The sequence below is a fragment of the Pseudarthrobacter sp. fls2-241-R2A-168 genome (assembly GCF_030209335.1).
Classification (GTDB): domain Bacteria; phylum Actinomycetota; class Actinomycetes; order Actinomycetales; family Micrococcaceae; genus Arthrobacter.
Genome location: NZ_JARVSG010000041.1, coordinates 43,279 through 69,061, shown reverse-complemented (window position 1 = coordinate 69,061; position 25,783 = coordinate 43,279). Strand labels below are relative to the sequence as shown.

Here is a 25,783-nt window from a genome sequence, read left to right as displayed (position 1 = left end):
AACAATTGGTATCAACAAACTTGGCACACTATTGAGTTCTCAAACAACAGACACATTCGAATATTCCCGAAACAATTCATTCAATGAATGTCTATTTCGTATTTCTTCGCTGCGATGTTTCAATCTTATTTCATTCATTTTCACTTTGCAAATCCGGTTGTTTTCCCGGAATTCACTCGGTGGAATGAATCCGCCCAGCAAAAAACGAAGCAATTTCTCCAATCCGCGCTTAGCGCGGCCAAGAATTGCTTCTTATTTGTTGGGGTTTGCCGCCACTCGGCGGTGGCGACTCAGAAAACAATACACGCCCCTCCGCGGGCGTGCAAATCGCCTGCGGAGGAGCGTGCAAAGTGGGCAGCTATGGGCTAGGGAACCAGTACTTCCACGGTGGCCAGGTTCTTCTTGCCCCTGCGCAGGAGCAGGTACTGGCCGTGCAGGAGTTCGGACTCGGAGATGACTGCTTCAGGATCGAGCACCTTCTCGTTGTTCACGTAGGCACCGCCCTCGCCCACGGTGCGGCGGGCAGCGGACTTGCTGTCCGAGAGCCCGGAGGCAACCAGCAGGTCAACGATTCCCAGCGCGTCCACCTGCACAGTGGTGAAAGGGAGTTCCGAAGTAGCTGCCTGGAGCGTCTGCTTGTCCAGTGCGGACAGGTCACCATTCCCAAACAGCGCAGCCGATGCGGCGATGACCTTTTCGGTAGCCTCCACCCCATGGACCAGGGCCGTGACTTCGAAGGCAAGCTTCCGCTGGCCCTCACGCGCAAAGGGACGTTCAGCCACAGCCGCCGCAATATCTTCGATCTCGGCCCGGGTCAGGAACGTGAACACCTTAAGCCGGTCCACAACATCAGCATCTGCGGTGTTGAGCCAGAACTGGTAGAACGCGTACGGGCTACACATGCCGGCGTCGAGCCAGATGGCGTTACCCTCACTCTTGCCGAACTTGGTGCCGTCCGAGTTGGTGATCAAAGGCGTGCCCAGGGCGTGGACGCTCTTGCCCTCCACCTTGCGGATCAACTCGGTGCCGCTGGTCAGATTGCCCCACTGGTCCGAACCGCCGGTCTGCAGCATGCAGCCGTAATCCCGGAAGAGCTGCAGGTAGTCCATACCCTGCAGGATCTGGTAGCTGAACTCCGTGTAGCTGATGCCCTCGTCTGAATTCAGCCGCGAGGCCACGGCGTCCTTGCGCAGCATGGTCCCCACCCGGAAATGCTTGCCCACCTCACGCAGGAAGTCAATGGCGCTCAACGGCGCCGTCCAGTCCAGGTTATTGACCATGCGGACCGCATTGTCCCCATCAAAGCTGAGGAACCGGCTCACCTGCGCCTGAAGGTAGCCCACCCATTCGGCCACCGTGTCCTTGGTGTTCAGCGTGCGCTCGGCCGTGGGGCGGGGGTCGCCAATCAGGCCGGTGGAACCGCCCACGAGCCCGAGGGGCTTGTGGCCGGCCAGCTGAAGCCGCCGCATCACCAGCAGCTGCACCAGGTTTCCCAGGTGAAGGCTCGGCGCCGTGGGATCGAAGCCGCAATAATACGTGACCGGGGCACCGGCGAGGAGCTTTTCCAGCTCTGCTTCGTCAGTGGAGACGTGGACCAGGCCACGCCACTTCAGTTCCTGCCAAACATTGGCAAAAGTGGGGTCGTTCTGTTGCGATTCGAGGCTGCTGATTTCTGGCACGCCTTCTAAGTTAGCAGTATTACCGGGCGCCGGCGCCTGAACAGAGGCACCGGCGCCTGGCCCGCCGTGCGGGACAAAAAGCCACGAGACAAAAGCGACGGGACAACAAACGAAGGGTCAGCGCTTGATGCCGGCCGGGACAGGCTCGGCAGCAATCAGCCGCAGCCGCTGCGTGGCGCGGGTCATGGCCACGTACAGGTCCCCCACTTTGCCATGCTCGTGGTTCAGCATCGTGGCAGGCTCAAGCACCACCACGCCGTCGAACTCCAGGCCCTTGGCTTCACGGGGACTGATCACCACAATGTCCTGCTCATAGCTGCCGGCACCGGTGCCGATGCGGCGCCCATATACGGCACGCAGAGCCGCAGTCGCCTCCGGCAGAAGGTGACCGTCGGCGATGACCGCCAGCAGGCCGCCGTCGAGCGCTTCCAGTTCCTCGGGCAGGACCTCCACCAGGCGGCTGACCACCTGGCCGGGCTCCACCTCATCGATGACGGGCGACCAACGCCCTTCCCGCACGGCCTTGGGCGCGGACACCACAAGCCCCGCGGCGTTGGCCATGCGGACCGCCGCCTCGGCAATCTGGGAGGGGGTGCGGTAGTTGACCGTCAGCTCTTCCAGCTGCCAGCGGTCCCCGAACATCGGGGCAAGGGCGCCCTGCCATGAGTTGGCTCCGGCCACGGAACTGGTCTGCGCGATATCCCCCACAATGGTGAAGGACTTCAACGGGCAGCGGCGGACCAGCAGGCGCCACTGCATGGGCGAGAGCTCCTGCGCCTCGTCCACCACGATGTGGCCAAAAGCCCAGGTGCGGTCGCTGGTGGCGCGCTCGGCAGCCGTGAGGCGCGCTTCCTGTTCCTGGTTCTGCTCGGCAAGCTCCTCCGCGGACATCAGCGGGTCCACTCCCGCGGCCTCCATGTTGACCAGCGTCTGCTTGGCGTTGGCGAGGTCGCGGGCACGGTCGTGCTCCTGCTGGGCCAGGCCACGGCCGGCTGCCGGATCCAGCTCACCCAGGAGCTCTGCGGCTTCATCAAGCAGCGGGACATCGGACTCGGTCCAGGGTGCATCGGCCGGGCGCAGCAGCAGGGCGCGCTCAGCGGGGCTCATGTCCGGAGTGCAGAACTCAAGGATGGCGGGCTTGCTGAAGAGCTCTGAAATCAGCTTTTCGGGCGTCATGGGCATCCAGCAGAGGTTGAGGGCAATGCGCACGTCGCGTGCGGTGCGGACGTCCTCGGCCAGGTATGAGCGGTCGGCGTTGTTGCCGATGTTGCCGGCTTCCACCAGGTCGGTCATCTGTTCTGTCAGTTCACGCAGCAGGATCTTGACGAACGTTACGCGGGCCTCGTTGTGCGGCTTGCCGGTGGAACGGGCACGTTCGCGGGCACGGCGGACCTGGCGCGGGGTCAGCACCAGTTTGCGGCCGTCCACCTCCAGAATCCGGTTTTCCGCGGGGATGCGCTGGCGGTTGGCGACGGCGTTGGCCACCACCGTGGCCATGTCCAGGCGGCCCTTGATGGCAGCGACGTCAGCGTCGGGTTCCGGGACAGCGTGGATGCCGGGCATCAGGCGCCCGAGGCTGGCCATCACGACGCCGGTCTCGCCGAGCGAGGGCAGCACCCTTTCGATGTACTTCATGAACGACGACGACGGGCCCACCAGCAGCACGCCGGCGGACTTCAGGCGGTCCCGGTGGGTGTACAGCAGATAGGCGGCACGGTGCAGCGCCACAGCGGTCTTGCCCGTGCCGGGCCCGCCCTGGACCACCACGGCGCCCGAAATGGAGGACCGGATGATGCGGTCCTGTTCGGACTGGATGGTGCTCACGATGTCCGACATGCGGCCCGTGCGCTTGGAGTTCAGGGCCGCGAGCAGCGCACCTTCACCCTGCAGGGACTCGTCGTCGGACAGCATGTCGGCGTCCAGGACGTCATCTTCGATGGCTTTGACTTCGCGGCCCTGCAGGATCAGATGCCGGCGACGGCGGACGCCCTGCCGGTCGAAGGCCGTGGCCTGGTAGAAGTGCCCGGCTTCGGGCGCGCGCCAGTCCACCATGAGCCGCTGCAGGTCCTCGGTGGTGAGTCCGATGCGGCCGATGTACTGGGCCTCCCCGGAGTCCAGGTCCAGGCGGCCGAACACCAGCCGGTCATCCACCGCATCCAGCTGCGCCAGGCGGTCCTCATACAAAGCCGCGAAGGCGTCACGTTCGGAAACGTTCTGCATAGTGCCCACAGCCCCGGCCCGCCGGACCTGCGCCAACTGCTTGCGCTTTTCCTCGCGGAGCTCCTCCAGCCGGGCATACAGCCCGGCAACATAGTCCCGTTCGTGGGCCAAATCGGCGTCGAGCATTTAACGTTCCCCTATCGCAAAAGACAGACCGTCCATTCTACAACCATTTCCGTTAACGCAGGTGTTGCCTGGCCTGCCTGGGCTTCGCTGCCTTGTACTGGGAAACCGTGGGGTCGCCGGTGATCCAGAACCGCCAGGCGTAGTCCTCCGATCCGCCGGCACCGGACACCCCCACCCGGGGCCCGGAGCTCACATGCTCAACCGGGCGCTCCGGGAGCACCAGCCCGAACGGCGGCTCCAGGGCGTCCCTGCCGGTGTATGCCGTGGTCAGGCCCAGGGCCTTGGCCAGCCGCGCCGGCCCACTGGCGAGGTCGGCGGGACTTTTTGAGGTGGTCCGGCGGTGCCGCGCGAGCTCAACCCCTTCCACAATCTCCCCGGCGCGCAAGAGCAGTGCGGAGGCCACCCCCGCCGGCCCGCACACGATGTTGGTGCAGTGGTGCATCCCATATGTGAAGTAGACATAGAGGTGGCCGGCCGGGCCGAACATCGGGGCATTGCGGGGAGTGGGACCACGATAAGTGTGCGAACCAGGGTCGGGGTGCAGGGAATCCTCCGGGCCAAGATAGGCCTCCAGTTCGGTGAGGCGGACAGAGACCCGGCCCTCCCTCGACTCATGGGTCAGGACGGCACCCAGCAGCCTCAGGGCCAATTCGCGGGCGTCGCCGGACAGGAACTCCCGCAGCCCTTCCGGATCCGGCGAGGGGCTTGTGTTCATGGCCAGACTCTACCCAAATCAGCAGCGATACGCGGCCCAACGCAAAGAAGGAGCGCCACGGCCATGTCCGATTTCCGCTAGCTCCGGCTCCGCCAGGCTGGCAGGATGGAGGAATGGATTTCTGGCAGCGCTACCGGGCAATTGATGCCCGGGACACCCGGTTCGACGGGCAGTTCTTTACTGCCGTGCGGACCACCGGCATCTATTGCCGCCCGTCGTGTCCGGCCAGGACCCCCAAGGCCGCGAACGTCACCTTTTACGAGACCTCCGCTGCTGCGCACGACGCCGGCTACCGGGCCTGCAAGCGCTGCCTCCCCGAGGCGGTTCCCGGCACCCCGGCATGGAACGTCCGCCAGGACATCGCCGGCCGCGCCATGCGCCTGATCAACGACGGCGTCGTCAACCGCGACGGTGTAGATGGCCTGGCGACCAGGCTTGGCTATTCTTCCCGGCAGCTGAACCGCATCCTCAGCCAGGAACTCGGCGCCGGTCCCCTCTCGCTCGCCCGGGCCGGGCGGGCGCAGACCGCCCGCACCCTGCTGGTCTCCACCTCCATGAAGCTCGCCGACGTTGCCTTCGCTGCCGGCTTCAGCAGCGTCCGACAGTTCAACGAAACCATGCTGGAGGTCTTCGACATGACCCCCACCGCGCTCCGTGCCGCCCGGCATGCCAAAGCAGCCGGCGGCTCCACCGCCCTGACCCTCAGCCTTCCCTACCGCGAGCCCTTCGACCCCGGCATTTTCACGTTCCTGGCTGTACGGGCCATCCCCGGAATCGAAACAGGATCAGCTACCTCCTATGCGCGGACCCTGCGGCTGCCGCAGGGCGACGCACGCTTTCGAGTTGAGTACGACGCCGGCGCCCCTGGGCGGCCGCTGACCCTCACCATCGGCGCGGTGGACCTTCGCGACCTGCCGGCACTGCTCAGCCGGGTCCGGCGGCTGTTCGACCTGGACGCTGATCCGGTAGCGATCGACAGTGCTTTGGCAGGAGACACCCGGCTCTCACCCTCGGTAGCTGCTGCGCCGGGAGTCAGGATGCCCGGCGCCCTGGACCCAGCCGAAATGCTCGTCCGTGCAATGATCGGCCAGCAAATCACCGTCGCGGCAGCACGGACGGCACTTACCCAACTGGCCGCCGTCGGACGTTCCAGCCAAAGCCCCGGCGACGACCTCGAGCGGATGTTTCCCACTCCCGCCGAAATCGCAGCGGACGGCCACGCACTCCTGCGGGGACCCAGGAAACGCGCGGATTCCCTCCGGACGGCCGCCAGCGCCCTCGCTGATGGCACCCTGGATTTCGGCTACGGCGACGACGTAGCCAGCCTGGGTGCGAAGCTGCTGCCCCTGCCCGGGGTGGGACCATGGACGGTGGGGTACCTTGCCATGCGGGTCCTCGGCGCCCCGGATATCTTCCTGGCCAACGACGCGGCGGTGCGGAACGGGGTCAAGGCGCTGGACCAAGGGGATGCAGCAGCCGGCGGCCCCGGCGCCCTCAGCCCTGACTTCCGCGAGGTCAGTCCCTGGCGCTCGTACGCGACCATGCACTTGTGGCGGGCAGCAGCCCACACCCCAGCCGTCCCCCGCCGGGGCGGCACCACACAGTCTGCCGGTGCAGGCACCGGAACCGCAGAGAAAGCGAAACCATGAAGGCCCAATTGCTCCAGATGGCCACGCCAGACGGCCCGTTCACCATCCTGGCCCAGGACGGGGCGGTCCTTTCGAGCGGGTGGACCGACAAACCCGGCGACCTCACCGGGCAGATCCATCCGACGCTGCGGCCGGCAACCGTTGAACTGGTTACCGGCCTCGGCGACATCTCGGCAGCCGTCGAGGCGTTCTATGCGGGCGATCCGGGGCCGGCGATGCGTGTGCCCGTGGTGCAGAAGTCGGGGCCGTTCCGTGCCCACGCCTGGGACGTGCTGCGCCTGGTGCAGCCGGGATCTCCGGTGACGTACACCGAGTACGCCGAACTGGCGGGCAATCCCAAAGCCGTCCGGGCGGCCGCCAGTGCCTGCGCGTTCAACGCCGCAGCATTGTTTGTCCCCTGCCACCGCGTCATCCGGACAGACGGTTCGCTGGGCGGATTCCGGTGGGGACTGCCCATCAAGGAGAGCCTGCTGAAGCGCGAGGCCGCCTGACGCGGATCAGATCGCCGCTCGAGTCCCCCTTGCGCTATCAGTTTGGTCCCCAAAACAGGGTTTTGGGGACCAAAACTGCTAGCGCAACCAGAATCGGAGCCGCTACTTCGTGCTTGGGGTTCCTGCAGGCCATGGCAGGAGTTCGGGCAGGTCGACGCCGTCGGCCGCCGCGGAGGCTCGCAGGCTCCCAAGGGTAGGTTCGCGGCCGGCCAGCCAGGCGGCGATGTCCGTGATCATGCCGCTGACCACGGTGGACCGGTTCCCGCTGCCGATGGCCACCGGAGGCAGTCCGAGCGGCTGCAGCACCAGCTTGTCCTCTGCCGGGACGCGGGCCGCGAGGAAATCGAACAGGTGCTCGCAGAAAGGCCTGCTCCAGGTTTCCGGTCCCCTGCCCGTTTGCAGGTCCGCGTTGTGGATGACGAGTTCGCGCCACAGCGCGAGGCCGCCGTCCAGGACCACTCCCCCGCGGTAGGAGATGGGGGCCCACCAGCCCGTCTGGTGAGCGGATGAGTCCTTGACGCCGGGCAGTACATCAAATGCCCGCAGCACCCGATCCAAGGCGGCAGTCAGGTCTGCACGGTGGGTGGCGGCATCGTGGCCCGCAGCCATGTCGATGGCCTTGTTCCGGCCTGCCATTCCGCCGTCGTACAGCTCAATGGTTTCCCCGCGCGCCGCGTACTCAAGCTGCCGGGCCATCGCGTTGGAGATCCCGGCCAGATGGGCCAGGACGTGGCCCCTCGTCCAGCCGGGAAGCGCGGAAGGCGCCTCGACGTCCGCGTCACTAAGTTTGGCAACATCGACGGCGACATTATCGGCAGCCTGATGGAGTGCGGCGAGCAGGAGTTCGGGTTCGGGAGCTGTCATGGCGCTCATCCTAGCCGGGAAGGGCGCCGTCCGGGCCAAGACGATGCCGGACGTGCTGGCCGTCATTGCTGGCCTGCCAAAACTCGATTTCGGCGGGCCGGAGGGCGTATAGCTGCCAGTTGGGGTTTTCACTGCCGTCGGCCCGCGGCCGTTCCGCCCAGTCCCGGGCCGATGCCTCTGCAGACAGTTCCGCCACGGACCCTGCCACCCGGACCTGCCGGCCCTGCGAGGCCCAGTAGAAGTTCATGGCGGCGCTGGGTTCCGCTGCGAGCTCCCGGCCCTTCCTGGACGTGCGGGACGTGGCGACTTGCCAGCCGTCGTCGTCGATGTTCTTCAGGATCAGCATCCTTGACGACGGCTGCTGCCCGCCGCCGGCACCAGGCCCAATCGTGGCGAGGCTGAACGCGTGCGGCTGCTGCTCCCCCGCGGCCAGGGCCTCGTCCAGCCATTGTTTGAACAGTTCGGTGGGGTCCTGCGGCGCCTTGTCCGGATCGAAGCCGGGAAGCTCGGCCGGGAAGTCGGGAAGCGTGCGAAGGAACTTGCGGAAAGTTTCGCTCATGGCTCCACCCTAGCGGCGGGTCCGCGGCCCATTAACGCGCAACGCTCTCTCAGTTAATGCGCGAATTTCGGCTACGCTCTCTCACTTTCTTAGGGAAAGTGAGAGAGCGATGGCCCAAAGGCGACATTAAGTGAGAGAGCGTTGAGTTGTTACTTTGCGTACTCCCGCACGCCGTCGAGCTCGGCTTCCAGCGCCGCGAGCTGGCGTTCGACGGCGGCCGGTGCCGTTCCGCCCTGGGAGTTGCGGCTGTTCAACGAGCCCTCCGTGGACAGGACGGTGCGGACCTCCGGCGTGAGGTGCTCCGAGATGGCGGCGTACTCCTCGTCGGTCAGGTCCCACAGCTCCACGCCGCGGGATTCCGCCTGCTTGACGGCCGCGCCGGAGAGCTCGTGCGCCTCGCGGAACGGAACGCCCTGGCGGACCAGCCATTCGGCGATGTCCGTGGCCAGTGCGAAGCCCTGCGGTGCCAGCGCTTCCATCCGTTCGGTGTTGAACGTCAGGGTGGCAATCATGCCGGACACGGCCGGGAGCAGGAGCTCCAGGGTGTCGGCGGCGTCGAACACCGGCTCCTTGTCCTCCTGCAGGTCGCGGTTGTACGCCAGCGGCAGGCCCTTGAGCGTGGCCAGGAGCCCGGTCAGGTTGCCGATCAGGCGCCCTGCCTTGCCGCGGGCCAGCTCCGCCACGTCCGGGTTCTTCTTCTGCGGCATGATGGACGATCCCGTGGAGTAGGAATCGTGCAGCGTCACAAAGGAGAACTCCTTGGTGGCCCAGAGAATGACTTCCTCCGAGATCCGGGACAGGTCCACGCCGATCATGGAGCACACCCAGGCGAACTCGGCGAAAACATCGCGGGAAGCGGTGCCGTCGATCGAGTTGTGGGCCGCGGAGAAGAAACCAAGATCCGCCGCAACCGCCTCGGGATCAAGCCCCAGGGAGGAGCCCGCCAGGGCCCCTGAACCGTACGGCGAGACGCCGGCGCGCTTGTCCCAGTCCTGGAGCCGCTGCACATCGCGCAGCAGTGCCCAGGCGTGGGCCAGCAAATGGTGGCTGAGCAGGACCGGCTGGGCGTGCTGCAGGTGGGTCCGGCCCGGCATGGCCACGCCGTGGTGGGCCTTCGCCTGCTCCACCAGCGCGTCCACCGTGGCCAGGACACCGCGGGCGATGATCCGGGCGTGGTCACGCAGGAACATCCGGCCGAGCGTGGCCACCTGGTCGTTCCGTGACCGGCCGGCGCGGAGCTTGCCGCCCAGCTGGGTCCCGGCACGCTCGATCAGGCCACGCTCCAGCGAGCCGTGCACATCCTCATCGGACTCCGCCGGCACATAGGCGCCCGAAGCTACATCCTCATCCAGCCGGTTGAGGGCCGCGAGCATGCCTTCCAGCTCGGCGTCATCCAGCAGACCGGCCTTGTGCAGCACCCTGGCGTGCGCCTTGGAACCTGCGATGTCATAGCGCGCGAGCCTCCAGTCAAAGTGCGTGGACTTGCTCAGCGCCGCCAGGGCATCGGCGGGGCCGCCGGCGAACCGGCCGCCCCACAGCGCGCCGGTGTTCGTAGTGCTGGTCACTGACCCGCGACCCGGATGTCGCGGCCGGAGGCAACCTTGGCGGACATGCCCCACAGCTCGATGAAGCCGCGGGCCATGGACTGGTCGAAGGTATCGCCGGTGTCGTAGGTGGCGAGGTCAAAGTCGTACAGCGAGGTGTCGGAGCGGCGGCCGTTGACGATGGCCTGGCCGCCGTGGAGCACCATGCGGATATCGCCGGAGACATACTTCTGGGTGTCATCGATGAAGGCATCCAGGGAACGCTTGAGCGGCGAGAACCACTGGCCGTCGTAGACCAGCTCGGCCCAGCGCTGGCCAACGGTGGCCTTGAAGCGGGCCTGCTCGCGCTCGATGGTGATGTCCTCGAGGTGCTTGTGGGCCGTGATCAGCGCCATGGCGCCCGGCGCCTCGTAGATTTCGCGGGACTTGATGCCCACCAAGCGGTCTTCGACGACGTCGATCCGGCCCACGCCCTGGGCGCCGGCGCGGCGGTTGAGTTCCTTGATGGCCTGCAGCGGGGTGACCTTCACGCCGTCGATCGCTACCGGGATGCCGGCCTCGAAGGAGATGGTGACCTCATCCGGTGCCGGCGGGAACTCCGGGGTGGCGGTGTAGTCGTAGATGTCCTTGGTGGGGGCGTTCCAGATGTCCTCGAGGTAGCCGGTTTCCACCGCGCGGCCCCAGACGTTCTGGTCGATGGAGTACGGGTTCTTCTTGGTGGTCTCGATGGGCAGGCCCTTTTCCTCGGCGAAGGCGATGGCCTTGTCGCGGGTGAGGGCGAGGTCGCGGACCGGTGCGATGCACTTCAGGTCCGGGCCGAGGGTCTGGATGCCCACTTCGAAGCGGACCTGGTCGTTGCCCTTGCCCGTGCAGCCGTGCGCAACGGTGGTGGCGCCGAATTCGCGGGCAGCCTTGACCAGGTGCTTGACGATGACCGGGCGGGAGATGGCGGACACCAGCGGGTAGTGGCCCTGGTAGAGGGCGTTGGCCTTCAGCGTGGGCATAGCGTATTCGTTGGCGAATTCGTCGGAGGCGTCGGCCACGTAGGCTTCGACGGCGCCGCAACCCAGGGCGCGCTGGCGGATGGTCTCGAGGGACTCGCCGCCCTGTCCGACGTCAACCGCCACGGCGATGACCTCAGCGCCGGTGGCTTCACCGATCCAGCCGATGGCTACGGACGTGTCCAGGCCGCCGGAATAGGCCAGCACAATGCGTTCAGTCACTTTAAATGCTCCTTGTTGGGGGTTTGGTAATTGTTGTCTTCAAGCTTATTGCCCGGCTTCCTCGGCCAGCTGCAGGAAGCGGGCTGCGAGGTCGGGGCCGCCCAGCGGGTCCCGGGACACCAGCAGCACGGTATCGTCACCGGCGATGGTGCCCAAAATGGACGGCATCACCGAGTGGTCGATGGCCAGGGCCAGGAAATTGGCGGCTCCCGGCGGGGTGCGGAGTACGGCGATGTTGGCCGAGGCCTCCGCGGTGACCAGGAGTTCGCTGCAGAGCCTGGCCAGCCGGGCGTCCAGGATTTCCTGGCTCACCCCGCTCTTGGCGGCCCGCTCGCCGCCCTCGCCGGGGACGGCGTACACCAGCACGCCTTCCTTGCCGCGGACCCGGACCGCGCCGAGTTCCACGAGATCCCGGGACAGCGTGGCCTGGGTGACCTGCACGCCGTCGTCCGCGAGCAGGGCCGCCAGCTCCGCCTGGGACCGCACGGATTCACCCGTGAGGATGGCCGTGATGCGTGCCTGGCGGGCAGTTTTGGTGGCCGGGCTGGAGCCCGGCACCGCCGGTTGGGCTGACACTAGAACGTGCTCTCTCCGGTGCCTTCGACGGGAGCAAGGCCATCCACGAATGCCAGGCCGGACCGGTGCATCAGCCAGGCCATCAGGGCCTTCTGGGCGTGGAGCCGGTTTTCGGCTTCGTCCCAGACGATGGATTGCGGGCCGTCGATGACGCCGGCGGAGATTTCGTAGCCGCGGTAGGCAGGGAGGCAGTGAAGCACGACGGCGTCTTCCGCAGCCTGTGCCATGGCCTCCTCATCGACGGAGTACTCGCGGAACAGCTGCAGCCGGGCTTCCTTCTCGGCTTCCTGGCCCATGGACACCCATGTGTCTGTTGCGACGACGTCGGCCCCTTTCAGCGCCGCCGCGGCGTCCGTGGTGATCAGGACTGAACCGCCGGTCTCTGCCGCACGTTCCTGCGCTTCGGCCACCACGTCATCGGCCGGGAGGTAGCCTTCGGGCCCGGCGATCCGGACGTGCATGCCGGCCGTGACACCGGCCAGGAGGTAGGAGTTGGCCATGTTGTTGGCGGCGTCCCCGAGGTAGCTCATGGTGAGGCCCTTGAGTTCGCCCTTGTGTTCCTTCACGGCCAGCAGGTCCGCGAGCAGCTGGCAGGGGTGGTAGTCATCGCACAGGGCGTTGATCACCGGCACCGCGGAGTTTTCCGCCATCGCCACCAGGCCGGCGTGCGGACCGGTCCGCCAGACGATGGTGGAGACCATGCGCTCCAGGACCTTGGCGGTGTCCTCCACGGATTCCTTGTGGCCGATCTGGGCTTCGCCGGGATTGATGATCAGGGCGTTGCCGCCCATGTCCGCGATGCCGGTGGCAAACGAGACCCGGGTCCGGGTGGAGGTCTTGTCGAAGATCACGGCAACGGTCTTGCGGCCGCTTCCCGTTGCGGCGAACGGCTGGACGCTGTACGGATCGGCCTTCATGCGGATGGCAAGGTCCAGGACCTCCGCCTGCTCGGCGGGGCTGAGGTCTGTGTCCTTGAGGAAGTGCCGGGTGGTGCCGGTGGCTGTTGTCACTGGGCGTCCTTAGCTGCTTGGAGGATGGCCGGGAATGCGGCGAGGAAGGTGTCAGCCTGTGCACTGGTGAGGACCAGCGGCGGCGCCAGGCGGATGGTGCGCGGACCGGGGCTGTTGACGATGAAGCCGGCGTCAAGGCCAGCCTGCACCACGGCCGGTGCCACGTCCGCATCCAGGTCGAAGCCGATCAGGAGGCCTTCGCCCCGGACTTCGATGACGCCCGGGATGGCGGCCAGCGCTGAACGCAGGTGCTCCCCCACCGAGGCGACGTTCGCCAGGACATCCTGGCTTTCGATGGCATGCAGGGTGGCGAGTGCTGCCGCAGTGGCCACGGGGTTGCCGCCGAAGGTGGTGCCGTGCTGGCCTGCACTCAACAACGACGACGTCCCCTCACCAAAGGTGATCAGCGCGCCGATCGGGAATCCACCGCCCAGGCCCTTGGCCAGGGTGACCGCGTCCGGCATGATCCCGGCGTCCTCGCTGGCCAGCCATTTGCCGGTCCGGCCGATGCCGGTCTGCACCTCATCGAGGATGAGCAGGGCGCCGGTGCGGGCGGTCAGTTCCCGTGCAGCCTTCAGGTATCCGGGCGGCAGGGGACGGACCCCGGCCTCGCCCTGGATCGGTTCGAGGAACACTGCGGCCACGGTTTCGTCAACGGCTGCCTTCAGGGCTTCGATGTCGCCGAACGGGATGTGCACCACGCCGCCGGGCAGGGGCTCGAACGGCGCGCGGTAGGCCTCTTTTGCCGTCAGCGCCAGGGCGCCCATGGTCCGGCCGTGGAAGGCACCTTCGAGCGCGATGATTTTGGTCCGTTTGGTCTCCCCGCCGCCCGAGTTGCGGCGCGCCAGCTTGAAGGCGGCCTCGTTGGCCTCGGTTCCGGAGTTGGTGAAGAACACCTTGGATCCGGCCGGCGCGTTACTGAGGGCCAGGAGCTTTTCGGCCAGCGCAATCTGGGTGGGGCTGGTGAAGAAGTTGGACACATGGCCCAGGGTGGCCAGCTGGCTGGAAATGACCGATGTGACGAAGGGGTTGGCGTGGCCCAATGCGTTGACGGCAATGCCGCCGAGCAGGTCGAGGTATTCCTTGCCGTCGGCGTCCCACACGAGGCAGCCGGCGCCGCGGACCAGGACGCGCTGCGGGGTGCCGAACACGCCCATCAAGGAGGTGGAATAGCGGGCCAGCCACTCGGATCCGCTTCTCGTTCCAGTCATAACGGAAGCTTTGGAGGCCGGACCGGCGATGGGGGCCCGGGAGTGGTCGGGCACCGCGAAGCGGGCGGGGCCCCCATCGCCGGCCGGACTCACCTCAAAAGTTTCGTTCATGCGTTCATCTCCTCGTCGGGGACGACCTGGGTGCCAATGCCCGCCGTCGTAAATGTTTCCAGAAGCATGGAGTGGGGCAGGCGCCCGTCCACGATGTGCGCACGTTCCACTCCCTCGTCGATGGCCTTGAGGCAGGCGGCCATCTTGGGGATCATGCCCGATTCGAGTTTGGGCAGCATGTCCCGCAGCTCCGAGGCCGTCAGCGAGGAAACCAGGGAGGACTTGTCGGGCCAGTTGGCATACAGGCCTTCAACGTCCGTCAGGATGACCAGCTTGGAGGCGCCCAGCGCCGAGGCGACGGCCGCAGCCGCGGTATCGGCGTTAACGTTGAGGACCTGGCCGGTGGGCTGGAAGCGTGCCGTACCGGCCACGCCGTCGCCGCCGTCCACGATCTCCGGGGCAACGGTGGAGATCACCGGGATCCGGCCGGCCTCAAGGATGTCCACAATGCCTGCCGGGTCGACGCCGACCACCTCGCCCACCAGCCCGAGGTCCACTTCTTCGCCGTCCACCACAGTCCCGGTCCGGACAGCGCGCAGCAGCCCGCCGTCTTCCCCGGACATGCCCACAGCGTAGGGCCCGTGGGAGTTGATCAGGCCCACCAGTTCGCGTCCCACCTGGCCGGTGAGGACCATCCGGACCACGTCCATGGCCTCGGGGGTGGTGACGCGCAGCCCGCCCTTGAACTCGGATTCAATGCCCAGCCGGCCCAGCATGGAGTTGATCTGCGGGCCGCCGCCGTGGACCACCACCGGGTGGATGCCCACGTGGTGGAGGAACACGATGTCCTCGGCGAAGGCGCGGCGCAGCTCGTCGTTGACCATGGCGTTGCCGCCGTATTTGACCACCATGATGGAACCGGCGAACCGCTGGATCCAAGGCAGCGCTTCGATCAGGGTGGCGGCCTTGTCCTGGGCATCGGACATGCTGGTGGTTTCACGCGTCTGGGTGTTCATGCTGTCACTTTCCGCAACGGTTTTTCCGGGGGCGCGGCTCCTAGCTGGAGTAGGCGCTGTTCTCGTGCACGTAGTCGTGGGTGAGGTCGTTCGTCCAGATGGTGGCCTCGGCGTCGCCTGCCTGCAGGTCGATTTCCACGAGCACTTCGCGGGGCTCCAGGTCCACCAGGGCGCGGTCATCGCCGATGCTGCCGTTGCGGCAGATCTGGATTCCGTTCATGGAGACGTTGAGCTGGTCCGGTTCGAAAGCGGCGTCCGTCGTACCCACAGCGGACAGCACCCGCCCCCAGTTCGGATCCTTGCCGAAGATGGCGGCCTTGAAAAGGTTCGACCGGGCCACGGACCGGCTGACGGTTTCGGCGTCGGCCTCGCTTGCCGCGTTGAAGGTACGGATGGCGATGTCGTGGCTGGCACCCTCGGCATCACCAATGAGCTTGCGGGCAAGCTCGGCGCACACCTGGGTGAGGCCGGCGCCGAAAGCCTCGGCGGACGGCACGGCGCCGGAGGCGCCGGAGGCCAGGAGCACCACGGTGTCGTTGGTGGACATGCAGCCGTCGGAGTCCGCGCGGTCGAAGGTGACCCGCGTGGCATCGCGCAGGACGACGTCGAGCATTTCCTGCTCCACTACCGCATCCGTGGTGAGGACCACCAGCATGGTGGCCAGGCCGGGTGCCAGCATGCCGGCACCCTTGGCGATGCCGCCGATGCTGAATTCCTGGCCGTCCGCGTCGGTGCCGATGAACAGCGCCGCCTTGGGCACCGAGTCGGTAGTCATGATGGCGGTGGCAGCGTTCGGTCCGCCGTCGGTGCTGAGGGCCTTGGCGGCTGCCTCAACGCCGGGGAGGATTTTGTCCATGGGCAGCTGCTCGCCGATCAGGCCGGTGGAGCAGACGAACACATCGGTGGCCGAGATACCCAGCACTTCGGCCACTTTTTCGGCCGTGCTGTGGGTGTTCTGGAAGCCTGTGGGCCCGGTGCAGGCGTTGGCTCCGCCGGAGTTCAGGATCACGGCGTCCACCCGGCCGTCGGAGACCACCTGGCGGGACCAGTGGACCGGGGCCGCAGCCACGCGGTTGCTGGTGAACACCGCGGCAGCAGCTTTTGCGGGGCCGTCGTTAACCACCAGGGCAAGGTCCGGGTTGCCGGAGGCTTTCAATCCGGCGGTGACGCCGGCGGCCCGGAAGCCAAGGGGTGCGGTAACGGTCACGGGGCTACTCCCTGCAGGTCAAGGCCGGCGGTTTCCGCCAGGCCGAGTGCGATGTTCATGGACTGCACGGCGCCGCCGGCGGTCCCTTTGGTGAGGTTGTCGATGACACAGGTGACAATCACGCGGCCGGTGTGCGCGTCAAAGGCAAGCTGCATGGCCGCGTGGTTAGACCCCTGGACGGCCTTAGTGGCGGGCCACTGGCCTTCGGGCAGGACGTGCACAAACGGTTCGTCGTCGTACGCGTCGGTCCAAGCCTGGCGCAGCTGTTCGGCGGAAGTGCCGGGTTTAACCCTGGCAGTGGCGGTGGTGAGGATCCCGCGGCTCATGGGCGCAAGTGTGGGAGTGAAGGAAACAGTCACTTGCTCCCCCGCCGCATTGGACAGGCCCTGTTCGATTTCGGGCGTGTGCCGGTGTCCACCGCCCACACCGTAGGGGCTCATGGAGCCCATGACCTCGGAGCCGATCAGGTTCACTTTTGCTGCCTTGCCCGCGCCGGAGGTGCCGGAGGCGGAAACGATGACGACGTCGTCGGGCTCAAGGAGGTGCGCTGCGAACCCCGGCGTGAGGGCCAGCAGGGCCGACGTCGGATAGCAGCCGGGCACGGCGATGCGGCTGGCGCCTTTGAGCGCTTCACGCTGTCCCGGCAGTTCCGGCAGGCCGTAGGGCCAGGTTCCGGCATGGGCTGAACCGTAGAACTTCTCCCAGGCGGCCGGGTCCTCCAGGCGGTGGTCGGCGCCGGCGTCGATCACCAGCGTCCCTTCCGGAAGCTGGGCAGCAATCTCTGCGGAGGCGCCGTGCGGCAGTGCGAGGAAGACCACGTCGTGGCCGGAGAGGTTCTCCACCGTGGTGTCCTCCAGGATGCGGCTGGACAGTCCGTGCAGGTGCGGCTGCAGCTCGCCGAGGCGCGAACCGGCATTGCTGTGCGCTGTGATGGCCCCGATGGTCACATCCGGGTGGCCCGCGAGGAGGCGGAGGACCTCTCCCCCGGCGTAGCCGCTGGCGCCTGAGACTGCAACAGAAATAGTCATGGTTCCACCTTACAGCAAAAGTATTCACTAGGCCCGATATTTATGCATACGCCCGCGTTCCTCCCTCAGACTTAACGGCCGAAGGCCTGCCGTATCCTGAGTAGAGGGTGATCCTGACCGTGCAGTCCGAATGTCGGCTGCAATGTTGCCCGCAACAGTCACGAGGCGTCTTTGACCACCACCCTACCCACTTCCGTCCGCCGTGGCCCGCGTGTCCGGCAGCCGAACGCCGTAGTCCTGAGCTACTCCGAACTCTTGAAAGCCGTCAAAGCCGAAGGCCTGCTGGAACGGCGCGTGGGTTTCTACGCCACACTGTTCTCGGTCCTGGTCCTCCTCATGGCAGCCGCGTGGTTCGGCTTCGCCCTGATCGGGGACAGCTGGTTCCAACTGCTGATTGCGGCCGCCGTCGGCGTTCTCTGCACGCAGCTCAGCTTCCTCGCCCACGAGGCCGGCCACCGGCAGATCTTTGCCTCCCGGCGCGCCAACGACTGGTCAGCGCGCCTGCTGGCCACGTCCGTGGCCGGGATCAGTTATTCCTGGTGGGAACAAAAGCACGGCGCGCACCACAACCACCCCAACGTGGTTTCCAAGGACCCGGACATTGCCACCGGCGCCATCGCTTTCCACGCCGAGGGCGCGGCCACCAGGCAGGGCCCGCTGTCCTTCCTGACCAGGAAACAGGGCTGGTTCTTCTTTCCGCTGCTCCTGCTCGTTGGGCTGGGCCTGCAGATAGATTCCGTGCGCTTCATTATGCGCAGGGCAAAGGTCACGCACCGCTGGGTGGAGATTCCCATCCTCGCCGTCCGGCTGGCCCTGCTCCCGGTCCTGGCTTTCACCTTCCTGCCACCGGGAATGGCGGCCGCTTTCATCGGCGTCCAGCTGGCGGTCTTCGGTTTTTACATGGGGGCCTCCTTTGCCCCCAACCACAAGGGCATGCCTGTCCTGCCGGCGGACAGCAGGGTGGACTTCTTCAGCCGCCAGGTCCTGACCTCACGGAACATTTCCGGCGGCCGTTTTATGGACATCCTGCTGGGCGGGCTGAACCGCCAGGCGGAACACCACCTCTTCCCGGACATGGCACGGCCCCAGCTGGACCGGGCGGCCGCCATTGTTCGTGAGTATTGCAGCAAGCACCAGGTTCCCTATACCGAGACCACTTTGCTGCAGTCCTACGGCATCATCGTGCGCTACCTCAACCAGGTGGGGCTTGCGGCAGGACGCCACTTCGAGTGCCCCATGGCAACGGTTACGCGCCGCTACTGAACAGCCCCGCCGCGTCGCAGGTGGAGCCTAGGATGGGTGAACCGGGCCAGGAAATCCCCGCCCGTGGAAGGAAACCCATGACGCACGCAATTGTCGCCGGGCAAGCCGGCGGTCCCGAAGTCCTCTCCTATGTTCCGGTTGAGCGCCCTGTTCCCGGTCCTGGGCAGCTGCTGGTCAAGGTGGCCGCGGCCGGAGTGAACTTCATTGACACGTACAAGCGCAGCGGCGTGTACAAGGTGCCGTATCCCTTCATCCCCGGTTCCGAGGCGGCCGGAACGGTGGAGGAGGTGGGTGAGGGCGTCACAGCCTTTGTTACCGGCGACCGTGTTGCCACCGCCGAAGGCCAGGACTGCTATGCGGGTTATGCCCTGGTGGAGGCTGACAAAGCTCTGCCCGTGCCTGACGGCCTTGATGATTTCACGGCCGCCGCCCTCCCGCTGCAGGGCCTCACGGCGCACTACCTGATCAACTCCACCTTCAAGGTTGAGGCCGGCCATAACGTCCTGCTGCACGCCGGCGCCGGCGGAGTGGGGCTCCTGCTGATCCAGCTCCTGAAGGCAAAGGGCGCCCGGGTGATCACCACGGTGTCCACCGACGAAAAGGAAGCCCTCGCCCTCGACGCCGGGGCGGACCATGTCCTGCGCTACGACGGCTTCGCTGATCGGGTCCGGGACCTCACGGACGGCCGCGGCGTGGACGTTGCCTACGACGGCGTGGGCAAGGACACCTTCGACGGTTCGCTCAGCTCATTGCGGGTGCGCGGCACTTTGGCTTTGTTCGGCGCTGCTTCGGGTCCTGTCCCGCCCGTGGATCCGCAGCGGCTCAATGCCGGCGGATCGCTGTTCCTGACCAGGCCCACCATGGGCCACTATCTGCAGGACGCAGCAGAACGCCGCTGGCGGTCGGACGAAATTTTCGCCGCAGCAGCCAACGGAAGCTTGAAGGTCCGGATCGGCGCACGCTACCCGCTGTCCCAGGCGGCCCAGGCGCACCGCGACCTTGAGGGCCGGAAGACCACCGGAAAGGTCCTCCTGGTTCCGTAGCAGGCATCAGCTGACATACAGAAAGGTCCCCGCTGCCAGGATGAACTCATCCGGGCAGCGGGGACCTTCCGCGTGTTAAGGCTGCGCTGCCTACCGCTGCACCGCGCCGAAGCGTTCAGCGGCGAGGGCCACGGCGCTTTCCCGTGCAGCCGATGCTTCGTCCGCTGTCAGGGTGCGGTCGTCGGCACGGAACCGGAGTCCGAAGGCCAGTGATTTCTTGCCGTCCTCGATCCCCTTGCCGGCGTAGACGTCAAAGAGTGCAACGTCTTCCAGGAGTTCGCCGGCGCCTTCCCGGAGTGCGGCAAGCACGTCGTCGGCCGGGATGTCCGCAGGAACCACGAGCGCTACGTCCTGGGTGGCCACCGGGAACGAAGAGATGTGGCGGGCCACAATCACATCGGGCGCGGCGTCGAACAGTGCGTCGGCGTTGAGCTCCAGGGCCACGGACCGGGCCGGCATGTCCGATGCCGCCAGCAGCTTGGGGTGCAGCTCGCCGGCGTAGCCCACCAGTTCTCCGGTGCGCAGGGAGAGCCTGGCCGTCCGGCCGGGGTGGAATGCCTGGTGGCTGCCCTGGCTGACCACGAGCTCCACGCCCAGGACGTCACCGGCAAGCCGGGCGATGTCCAGGGCGTCAGCCCAGTCCCACACACGCGGAGCGTGCGCGGCGGCGGCCGGCGAATCATGCCCGGTGAGGACCACGGCGACGTGGAACGGCTGGGCGGGGACGCCGTCGTACAGGGCATCCAGCACCTCATCGGAGGGCTTCATGCCCAGCGGCGGGATGGATTCGGTACCCATCTTCTCGGCGGGCAGGAACACCAGGCCGGACTCGTAAAGCGCCAGGTCGCGGAAGCCGCGCGAGTGGTTCCGCTTGGCCACCTCGATGAGCCCGGGCAGGACGGAGGTCCGCAGGAAGCCCTGCTCCTCGCTGATCGGGTTGGCCAGCTTCACAGCCGTACGGCCCGCACCCTGTTCCGCCACGCCGAAGGTGTCGTTCGCGGCCTTAGACACAAACGGGTAGGACAGGACCTCGGTGAGGCCCGCATCGGCCAATGCCTGGATGAGGCGGCGGCGCTGCTGCTGCACGCGGGTCAAGCCGCGCCCGGGAGGTGCCACGGGCAACGTCGCGGGAATCTTGTCGTAGCCCACCAGGCGGGCGATCTCCTCGGAGAGGTCCTCCTTGGTCTCAAGGTCGTTCCGCCAACTGGGGGCAGTGACGCTCCAGCCGCCGTCGTGCTTTACGACTGCAGCGCCGAGGTCCTCGAGGGAGGTGACAATCTGCTCTTCGGTGAAGTCGATGCCGATCCGGGCGGCAGCAAAGTCTGCGGGGAGATCGATGGTCACGGTGTCCGGGGCCGTTCCTACGTCGGTTCCTGCCTCGTCTGCCGTGCCGCCTGCGAGCTCCACGAGCAGGTCCACCACGCGCTGGGCGGCGATGCCGGCCACCTGCCAGTCAACGCCGCGTTCGAAGCGCTTGGACGCTTCGGACGGGAGCTTGTGGCGGCGGCGGGAACGGGAGATGGACACCTCGTCGAAGTGCGCAGCTTCCACCAGGATGTTCGACGTCGTGTCGCCCACCTCGGTGGCCGCACCGCCCATGACGCCGGCGATGCCGATGGCGCCGGAGTCGTCGGTGATCAGCAGGTCCTCGGGGTCAAGGGTGCGCACCTTGTCATCGAGGGTAGTGATCTTCTCGCCGGCCGCGGCACGGCGCACCACGATGTCTCCGGACAGCTTGTCCAGGTCGTAGCAGTGCGTGGGCTGGCCAAGTTCGAGCATCACGTAGTTGGAGATGTCCACCGGCAGGGAGATGGAGCGGATGCCGGCCAGCCGGAGCCGGGACACCATCCACTGCGGGGTGGGCCTGGTGGCGTCCACGCCGCGGACGGTCCGGGCCACGAAGCGGTCGCAGCCCGGCTTGCCGTAGATGGGCGCGTCGTCGTTGAGCTTGACGCCGTAGCCGCCGGCGAGCTCCTCCCGAGCGGTTACGCGGGATGCGGGATCGGTGAAAGTCGTGCCGGTGGCGTGCGCGTATTCGCGTGCCACGCCGCGGATGGAGAAGGCGTAGCCGCGGTCCGGGGTGACGTTGATTTCGGCGGCTTCGTCGTAGAGGCCGAGCAGTTCCATGGCGTCGGTGCCGATTTCGGGGTCCAGCCCGATGCGCGACAGCACCAGGATGCCGTCGTGGTCCTCGCCGATGCCCAGTTCGCGGACGGAGGCGATCATGCCGGCGGAGAGGTGGCCGTAGGTTTTGCGCGCGGAGATATGGAAGTCGCCCGGCAGCACGGCGCCCGGCAGCGTGACCACCACTTTGTCGCCCTCAACGAAGTTGTGGGCGCCGCAGATGATGCCCTGCACGCCAGAGGGGTCGATGCCCTTGCCGGTGAGCGTCTGCTCCTGCCCCTCGGGGACAACGCGGACCTGGCACCAGTTGATGGTTTTGCCGTTGGTCTGCGGTTCCTTGACCAGGCTCAGGACCTGGCCCACCACAATGGGGCCCTTCAGGGTGTCCGTGGGACGGTGGACGTCTTCTTCCTCAAAGCCCACCTTGACCAGTTCGGCCATCACGTCTTCGGCCGTTGCTCCGGCCGGTACCTCCGCGAATTCACGCAGCCAGGAAATTGGGATACGCACTGTTAGATCTCCATCCCGAAGTGCTCGCTGAAACGTACATCGCCTTCGATCATGTCGCGCATGTCGCCGACTTCGTTGCGGAACATAAGGGTCCGCTCGATGCCCATGCCGAAGGCAAAACCTGAATAAACGTCCGGGTCGATGCCCGCGGCGCGGAGCACGTTGGGGTTGACCATGCCGCAGCCGCCCCACTCGATCCAGCGCGGTCCGCCCTTGGCCCCCGGGTGGAAGATGTCCAGCTCGGCGGAAGGCTCGGTGAACGGGAAGTAGTTCGGGCGCAGCCGGATCTGGGCTTCGTCGCCGAACATCTGCCGCGCGAAGTGCTCAAGGGTGCCGCGCAGGTCCGCCATGCTGAGCCTCTTGTCGATGGCCAGGCCCTCGAACTGGTGGAACACCGGCGTGTGAGTGGCATCGAGCTCGTCCGTACGGAACACCTTGCCCGGACACAGCACGTAGATGGGCAGTTCGCGTTCCAGCATGGAGCGGACCTGCACCGGGGAGGTGTGGGTGCGCATCAGCAGGTGTGCCTCGGGCGGCTCCACGAAGAAGGTGTCCTGCATTTCGCGGGCGGGGTGGTCCGGTTTGAAGTTCAGGGCATCGAAGTTGAACCACTCCGATTCGACTTCCGGTCCCTCGGCTATTTCCCAGCCCATGCCCACGAAGATGTCCGCGACGCGGTCCTGCAGGGTGGACAGAGGGTGCCGGGCACCAGCACGACGGCGGCGGGGCGCGGCAGTGACGTCAACGGTCTCTTCGAGGAGGATCCGGGCGTCGTTTTCGGCTTCCAGCGCTGCCGTGCGGTCCGCGAGCGCCTTGTTAACCCGGCCGCGCGAAGCGCCCATGAGCTTTCCGGCGATGGCCTTCTGGTCCTTGGGCAGCTTGCCGATTTCGCGGTTGGCAAGGCTCAGCGGCGATTTCTCACCGGTGTGCGCGAGCCTCACCGCCTTCAGCTCATCAAGGGTGGCCGCGCCGGCGATGGCGGCGGTGGCCTGGTCTACAGCGGCAGTAATGGCGGCTTCATCCGTGGGGTTCGGGATGGCGGCGCCCGGCAAAGTTTCAGTCATCTACTGTTCTTAGCTACGAGTCGTGGCTGCCGGCGGGCATTTCCGGTTTCCCGGCAGCGCTTCCGCTGGCAGGTCATGGATGAATGACCCCTAATTCACGTGCAAATATCGGTTCATTCAATGACCAGGTCAGGGCATACCGGAAAATCCGGCGGCCACTGCCCTCCAGTCTAATTGAACCGTCCAGCTACCATGGCCTCATGACACCACGGAAGCCTTTGGCGCTTCGTGCGCCGCTGACCGGGCCGCAGGTGCTGCGGCTGCTCGCGAACGCTGCCAACGGCAGCACCGTCCTGGGGCTCGCCGTGGCTGCGTTGGCACGGACGGATGTCAGCCGGGGCCCGCGCGGACTCATTATCGGCGCCGGCTACCGGTGGCGCGTGCCGTTTGCCGGAGCATTTGCTCTGGGCAACGTTATTTTGTGCCGGTGCACCGCCGGTGATTTGCTGGCCCGCCCGGAGCTGCTCGCCCATGAAGAAAAGCACTGTTCCCAGTACGCCTGGTGCCTTGGCGCCCCATTCCTCCCGCTCTATTTCCTGGCTGCCGGGTGGTCGGTGCTGCGGACCGGCAATCCCGGAACGGGCAACTTCTTCGAACGGCATGCGGGTCTTGTTGCCGGCGGTTACCCGGTCCACGGGACACCGCCCCGAAGCTTCCGCCTGCCGGGCATGATACGCCCCTCCGGAACGGAGGCGTGAACCATGCCGGGCGAAGCCGCACATCCAACCGGGGCGACGAGCCGCGATGCGGCGGGCAACGCCGTCGGACAGGCCAGTCATCAGTCCGGCGGCGATGCTTCCGTCGGGACTGTCAGCGTCACCGGGACGGGCTCGGCCGAAGCTGCCCCTGACCTGATGGTGGTTTCCATCGGAGTGGAATGCCGTGCCGATTCCGTGGCCGCGGCGTGGCAGCGGGCAGGCAGCAGTTCCGACGCCGTGGCGTCAACGTTCCGCCGCCATGGCGTTGCCGGTGCGGACATCAGGACCACTGGGCTCAACGTCCGGGCGGACCTCGTCTGGCGCGAAGGCGAAGGCCAGTCCGTGACCGGATACGTCGCCGCGAGCACCCTCACAGTGAGGTTGCGGACGCCCGGTTCAGCTTCTGCCGTTATTTCCGACGCGGTGGAGGCCGGCGGCAACGACGTCCGCCTCAACGGCCTTGAACTGACTTTTGCGGACGACGCCGAGGTCCGGGCGCGAGCGCGGGAAGCGGCGTGGCTTGACGCTCTCCGCTCGGCCGAGCAGTTTGCCCGCCTCGCCTCCGCCCGGCTGGGGCGGGTCCTTTCCATCATGGACACCGTCACGCCACAGGCGCCGGTGCCCCTCCCCCGGATGCAGCGTGCATCCTCCGTGGAAGCCCTGGCGGTGGAAGCCGGGGAAACGGCAGTGGATACGGGCATCAAGGTGGTTTCGGAGCTCAAGGCGCTGACTTGATCCGCTACCGGCGCCTGCGTGGTTCCTTGACTTAAGTTCGAACATACATTCGAATAGAGTCCATGAGATGGGACGCCCAAGCACTGATGCCGCCACCGGCCGGAGCAGCCGCCAACGGCGCCTCACCCGCGCTCCTGCCCTTGGCCGGGCTGGTCCGGTCCGTCACCACTCCTGAATTAGCCGGCATCACCTTCCACGAGGTCACCGCCAAATCGGTGCTCAACAAGGTTCCGGCAGGCTCGCGCATGCCGTTCGAATGGACTATCAACCCTTACCGGGGGTGCAGCCACGCCTGCGTGTACTGCTTTGCCAGGAAAACGCACACCTACTTGGATTTCGACGCCGGGCGTGACTTCGACAGCCAGGTGGTGGTGAAAGTCAACGCGGCGGAGGTCCTCCGGAAGGAACTGGCCCGGCCGTCCTGGGGCCGCCACCAGGTAGCACTGGGCACCAACACCGATCCGTATCAGCGTGCCGAGGGGCGATACCAGCTGATGCCCGGGATCATTACCGCCCTGGCCGAATCCGGCACTCCGCTGTCCATCCTGACCAAAGGAACCTTGCTGGCCAGGGACATTCCGCTGCTGAAGAGCGCCGCCACCCAGGTGCCAGTGGGCCTGGGCATCTCACTCGCCATGACCAACGAAGCATTGCAGGAAGCCATCGAGCCGGGCACCCCCGGTCCCCGGGCGCGGCTCAAGCTGGTCTCCCGGCTGCGCGAGGCCGGTCTCCCCTGCGGAGTCATGGCCATGCCCATCCTGCCCTGGCTCACAGACAGTGACGAAGCCCTGGATTCCCTGTTTTCCTCCCTGGCCGCCGCGGGGGCCACCGGCGTCACCGCGGGCGCCCTGTACCTGAAGCCGGGCGGCACCAAGGAGTGGTTTATGAAGTGGCTCGCAGCCAATCATCCCGGGCTGGCGGGCCGCTATGGCCGGCTCTATGGCTCAGGCTCGTACGCTTCCAAGGAGTACCGGGCGTGGCTGGCCGGCCGGGTCCGTTATTTCAAGGCCCGGTATGGTTTCTCCGATTCGTCGGGCTTCAGCCACCGGGACCTGGACGATCCCCGCAACGAAGAAGCGGAGTACCCGGCGGGCATCATCCCGGCCCCAAAACCCACAACGGCACCGGCATCCCCGACACCCGCGACGCAGGCCACCCTGTTTTAGCGCTCCGGGCT

The 25,783-nt window shown here is 66.6% G+C and carries 22 protein-coding genes; 7 read left to right on the top strand and 15 right to left on the bottom strand.

The features are described from left to right. Positions 1-365: 365 nt before the first annotated feature. From tyrS to QRN11_RS19775, 3 genes are all read right to left on the bottom strand, one after another. Positions 366-1,679: a tyrosine--tRNA ligase gene (gene tyrS, locus QRN11_RS19785; protein WP_091417994.1), complete on the bottom strand. Its 1,314-nt coding sequence runs from the start codon at positions 1,677-1,679 to the stop codon at positions 366-368. A gap of 117 nt (positions 1,680-1,796) precedes the next feature. Then, entirely contained in the window at positions 1,797-4,025 is a 2,229-nt protein-coding gene (locus tag QRN11_RS19780) for a HelD family protein (RefSeq protein WP_091417997.1), read from the bottom strand. Between the two features lie 52 nt (positions 4,026-4,077). Next, positions 4,078-4,740, bottom strand: coding sequence for a DNA-3-methyladenine glycosylase (locus QRN11_RS19775; RefSeq protein WP_285314173.1), 663 nt, complete (start codon positions 4,738-4,740; stop codon positions 4,078-4,080). Between the two features lie 113 nt (positions 4,741-4,853). Here QRN11_RS19775 and QRN11_RS19770 point away from each other — a divergent pair, with 113 nt between their 5' ends. Together QRN11_RS19770 and QRN11_RS19765 are read left to right on the top strand one after the other, a co-directional pair. Continuing rightward, positions 4,854-6,389, top strand: coding sequence for a DNA-3-methyladenine glycosylase 2 family protein (locus tag QRN11_RS19770; protein WP_285314172.1), 1,536 nt, complete (start codon positions 4,854-4,856; stop codon positions 6,387-6,389). Then, positions 6,386-6,880 carry a methylated-DNA--[protein]-cysteine S-methyltransferase gene (locus tag QRN11_RS19765; protein ID WP_285314171.1) on the top strand — a complete coding sequence of 165 codons (495 nt, stop codon included), beginning with the start codon at positions 6,386-6,388 and terminating at the stop codon, positions 6,878-6,880. Before QRN11_RS19770 ends, QRN11_RS19765 begins: the two co-directional genes overlap by 4 nt. A gap of 102 nt (positions 6,881-6,982) precedes the next feature. Here QRN11_RS19765 and QRN11_RS19760 read toward each other — a convergent pair whose 3' ends face one another. The 10 genes from QRN11_RS19760 to argC all read right to left on the bottom strand — a co-directional run bounded on the left by QRN11_RS19760 (position 6,983) and on the right by argC (position 17,169). Continuing rightward, positions 6,983-7,744, bottom strand: coding sequence for a maleylpyruvate isomerase family mycothiol-dependent enzyme (locus QRN11_RS19760; protein ID WP_285314170.1), 762 nt, complete (start codon positions 7,742-7,744; stop codon positions 6,983-6,985). A gap of 10 nt (positions 7,745-7,754) precedes the next feature. Then, the gene (locus QRN11_RS19755; RefSeq protein WP_285314169.1) at positions 7,755-8,303 is read right to left on the bottom strand and encodes a pyridoxamine 5'-phosphate oxidase family protein; all 549 of its coding nucleotides are present in this window, start codon (positions 8,301-8,303) and stop codon (positions 7,755-7,757) included. A 149-nt stretch (positions 8,304-8,452) separates the two neighbouring features. Beyond that, entirely contained in the window at positions 8,453-9,868 is a 1,416-nt protein-coding gene (gene argH / locus QRN11_RS19750; RefSeq protein WP_285314168.1) for an argininosuccinate lyase, read from the bottom strand. Continuing rightward, entirely contained in the window at positions 9,865-11,070 is a 1,206-nt protein-coding gene (locus QRN11_RS19745; RefSeq protein ID WP_285314167.1) for an argininosuccinate synthase, read from the bottom strand. The genes argH and QRN11_RS19745 overlap by 4 nt, the downstream gene beginning before the upstream one ends. 45 nt (positions 11,071-11,115) lie before the next feature. Beyond that, positions 11,116-11,646, bottom strand: coding sequence for an arginine repressor (locus QRN11_RS19740; RefSeq protein WP_285314166.1), 531 nt, complete (start codon positions 11,644-11,646; stop codon positions 11,116-11,118). Further along, positions 11,646-12,656, bottom strand: coding sequence for an ornithine carbamoyltransferase (gene argF, locus QRN11_RS19735; protein WP_142062689.1), 1,011 nt, complete (start codon positions 12,654-12,656; stop codon positions 11,646-11,648). The genes QRN11_RS19740 and argF overlap by 1 nt, the downstream gene beginning before the upstream one ends. Then, a complete protein-coding gene (locus QRN11_RS19730; protein WP_285314179.1) occupies positions 12,653-13,867 on the bottom strand; it encodes an acetylornithine transaminase in 1,215 nt (404 codons plus the stop codon). The genes argF and QRN11_RS19730 overlap by 4 nt, the downstream gene beginning before the upstream one ends. Positions 13,868-13,974: 107 nt before the next feature. Beyond that, complete coding sequence (argB, locus tag QRN11_RS19725) at positions 13,975-14,934, bottom strand: acetylglutamate kinase (protein WP_285314165.1); 960 nt, start codon at positions 14,932-14,934, stop codon at positions 13,975-13,977. 40 nt (positions 14,935-14,974) lie between these two features. After that, the gene (argJ, locus tag QRN11_RS19720) at positions 14,975-16,141 is read right to left on the bottom strand and encodes a bifunctional glutamate N-acetyltransferase/amino-acid acetyltransferase ArgJ (protein ID WP_285314164.1); all 1,167 of its coding nucleotides are present in this window, start codon (positions 16,139-16,141) and stop codon (positions 14,975-14,977) included. After that, entirely contained in the window at positions 16,138-17,169 is a 1,032-nt protein-coding gene (gene argC / locus QRN11_RS19715) for an N-acetyl-gamma-glutamyl-phosphate reductase (protein ID WP_285314163.1), read from the bottom strand. Before argC ends, argJ begins: the two co-directional genes overlap by 4 nt. Positions 17,170-17,340: 171 nt before the next feature. Here argC and QRN11_RS19710 point away from each other — a divergent pair, with 171 nt between their 5' ends. Beyond that, entirely contained in the window at positions 17,341-18,432 is a 1,092-nt protein-coding gene (locus QRN11_RS19710; RefSeq protein WP_285314162.1) for a fatty acid desaturase family protein, read from the top strand. Between the two features lie 77 nt (positions 18,433-18,509). Further along, entirely contained in the window at positions 18,510-19,475 is a 966-nt protein-coding gene (locus QRN11_RS19705) for a quinone oxidoreductase family protein (protein WP_285314161.1), read from the top strand. A 90-nt stretch (positions 19,476-19,565) separates the two neighbouring features. Here QRN11_RS19705 and pheT read toward each other — a convergent pair whose 3' ends face one another. Continuing rightward, entirely contained in the window at positions 19,566-22,109 is a 2,544-nt protein-coding gene (pheT, locus tag QRN11_RS19700; protein WP_285314160.1) for a phenylalanine--tRNA ligase subunit beta, read from the bottom strand. Positions 22,110-22,111: 2 nt separating this feature from the next. Beyond that, complete coding sequence (pheS, locus tag QRN11_RS19695) at positions 22,112-23,173, bottom strand: phenylalanine--tRNA ligase subunit alpha (RefSeq protein WP_285314159.1); 1,062 nt, start codon at positions 23,171-23,173, stop codon at positions 22,112-22,114. A 200-nt stretch (positions 23,174-23,373) separates the two neighbouring features. Here pheS and QRN11_RS19690 point away from each other — a divergent pair, with 200 nt between their 5' ends. From QRN11_RS19690 to QRN11_RS19680, 3 genes are all read left to right on the top strand, one after another. Then, positions 23,374-23,871, top strand: coding sequence for a hypothetical protein (locus QRN11_RS19690; RefSeq protein WP_285314158.1), 498 nt, complete (start codon positions 23,374-23,376; stop codon positions 23,869-23,871). A 3-nt stretch (positions 23,872-23,874) separates the two neighbouring features. After that, positions 23,875-24,606 (top strand): SIMPL domain-containing protein, encoded by a 732-nt coding sequence (locus QRN11_RS19685; RefSeq protein WP_285314157.1) that lies wholly within the window; start codon positions 23,875-23,877, stop codon positions 24,604-24,606. A 62-nt stretch (positions 24,607-24,668) separates the two neighbouring features. After that, a complete protein-coding gene (locus tag QRN11_RS19680; protein ID WP_285314156.1) occupies positions 24,669-25,772 on the top strand; it encodes an Rv2578c family radical SAM protein in 1,104 nt (367 codons plus the stop codon). The last annotated feature ends 11 nt before the right edge of the window (positions 25,773-25,783 follow it).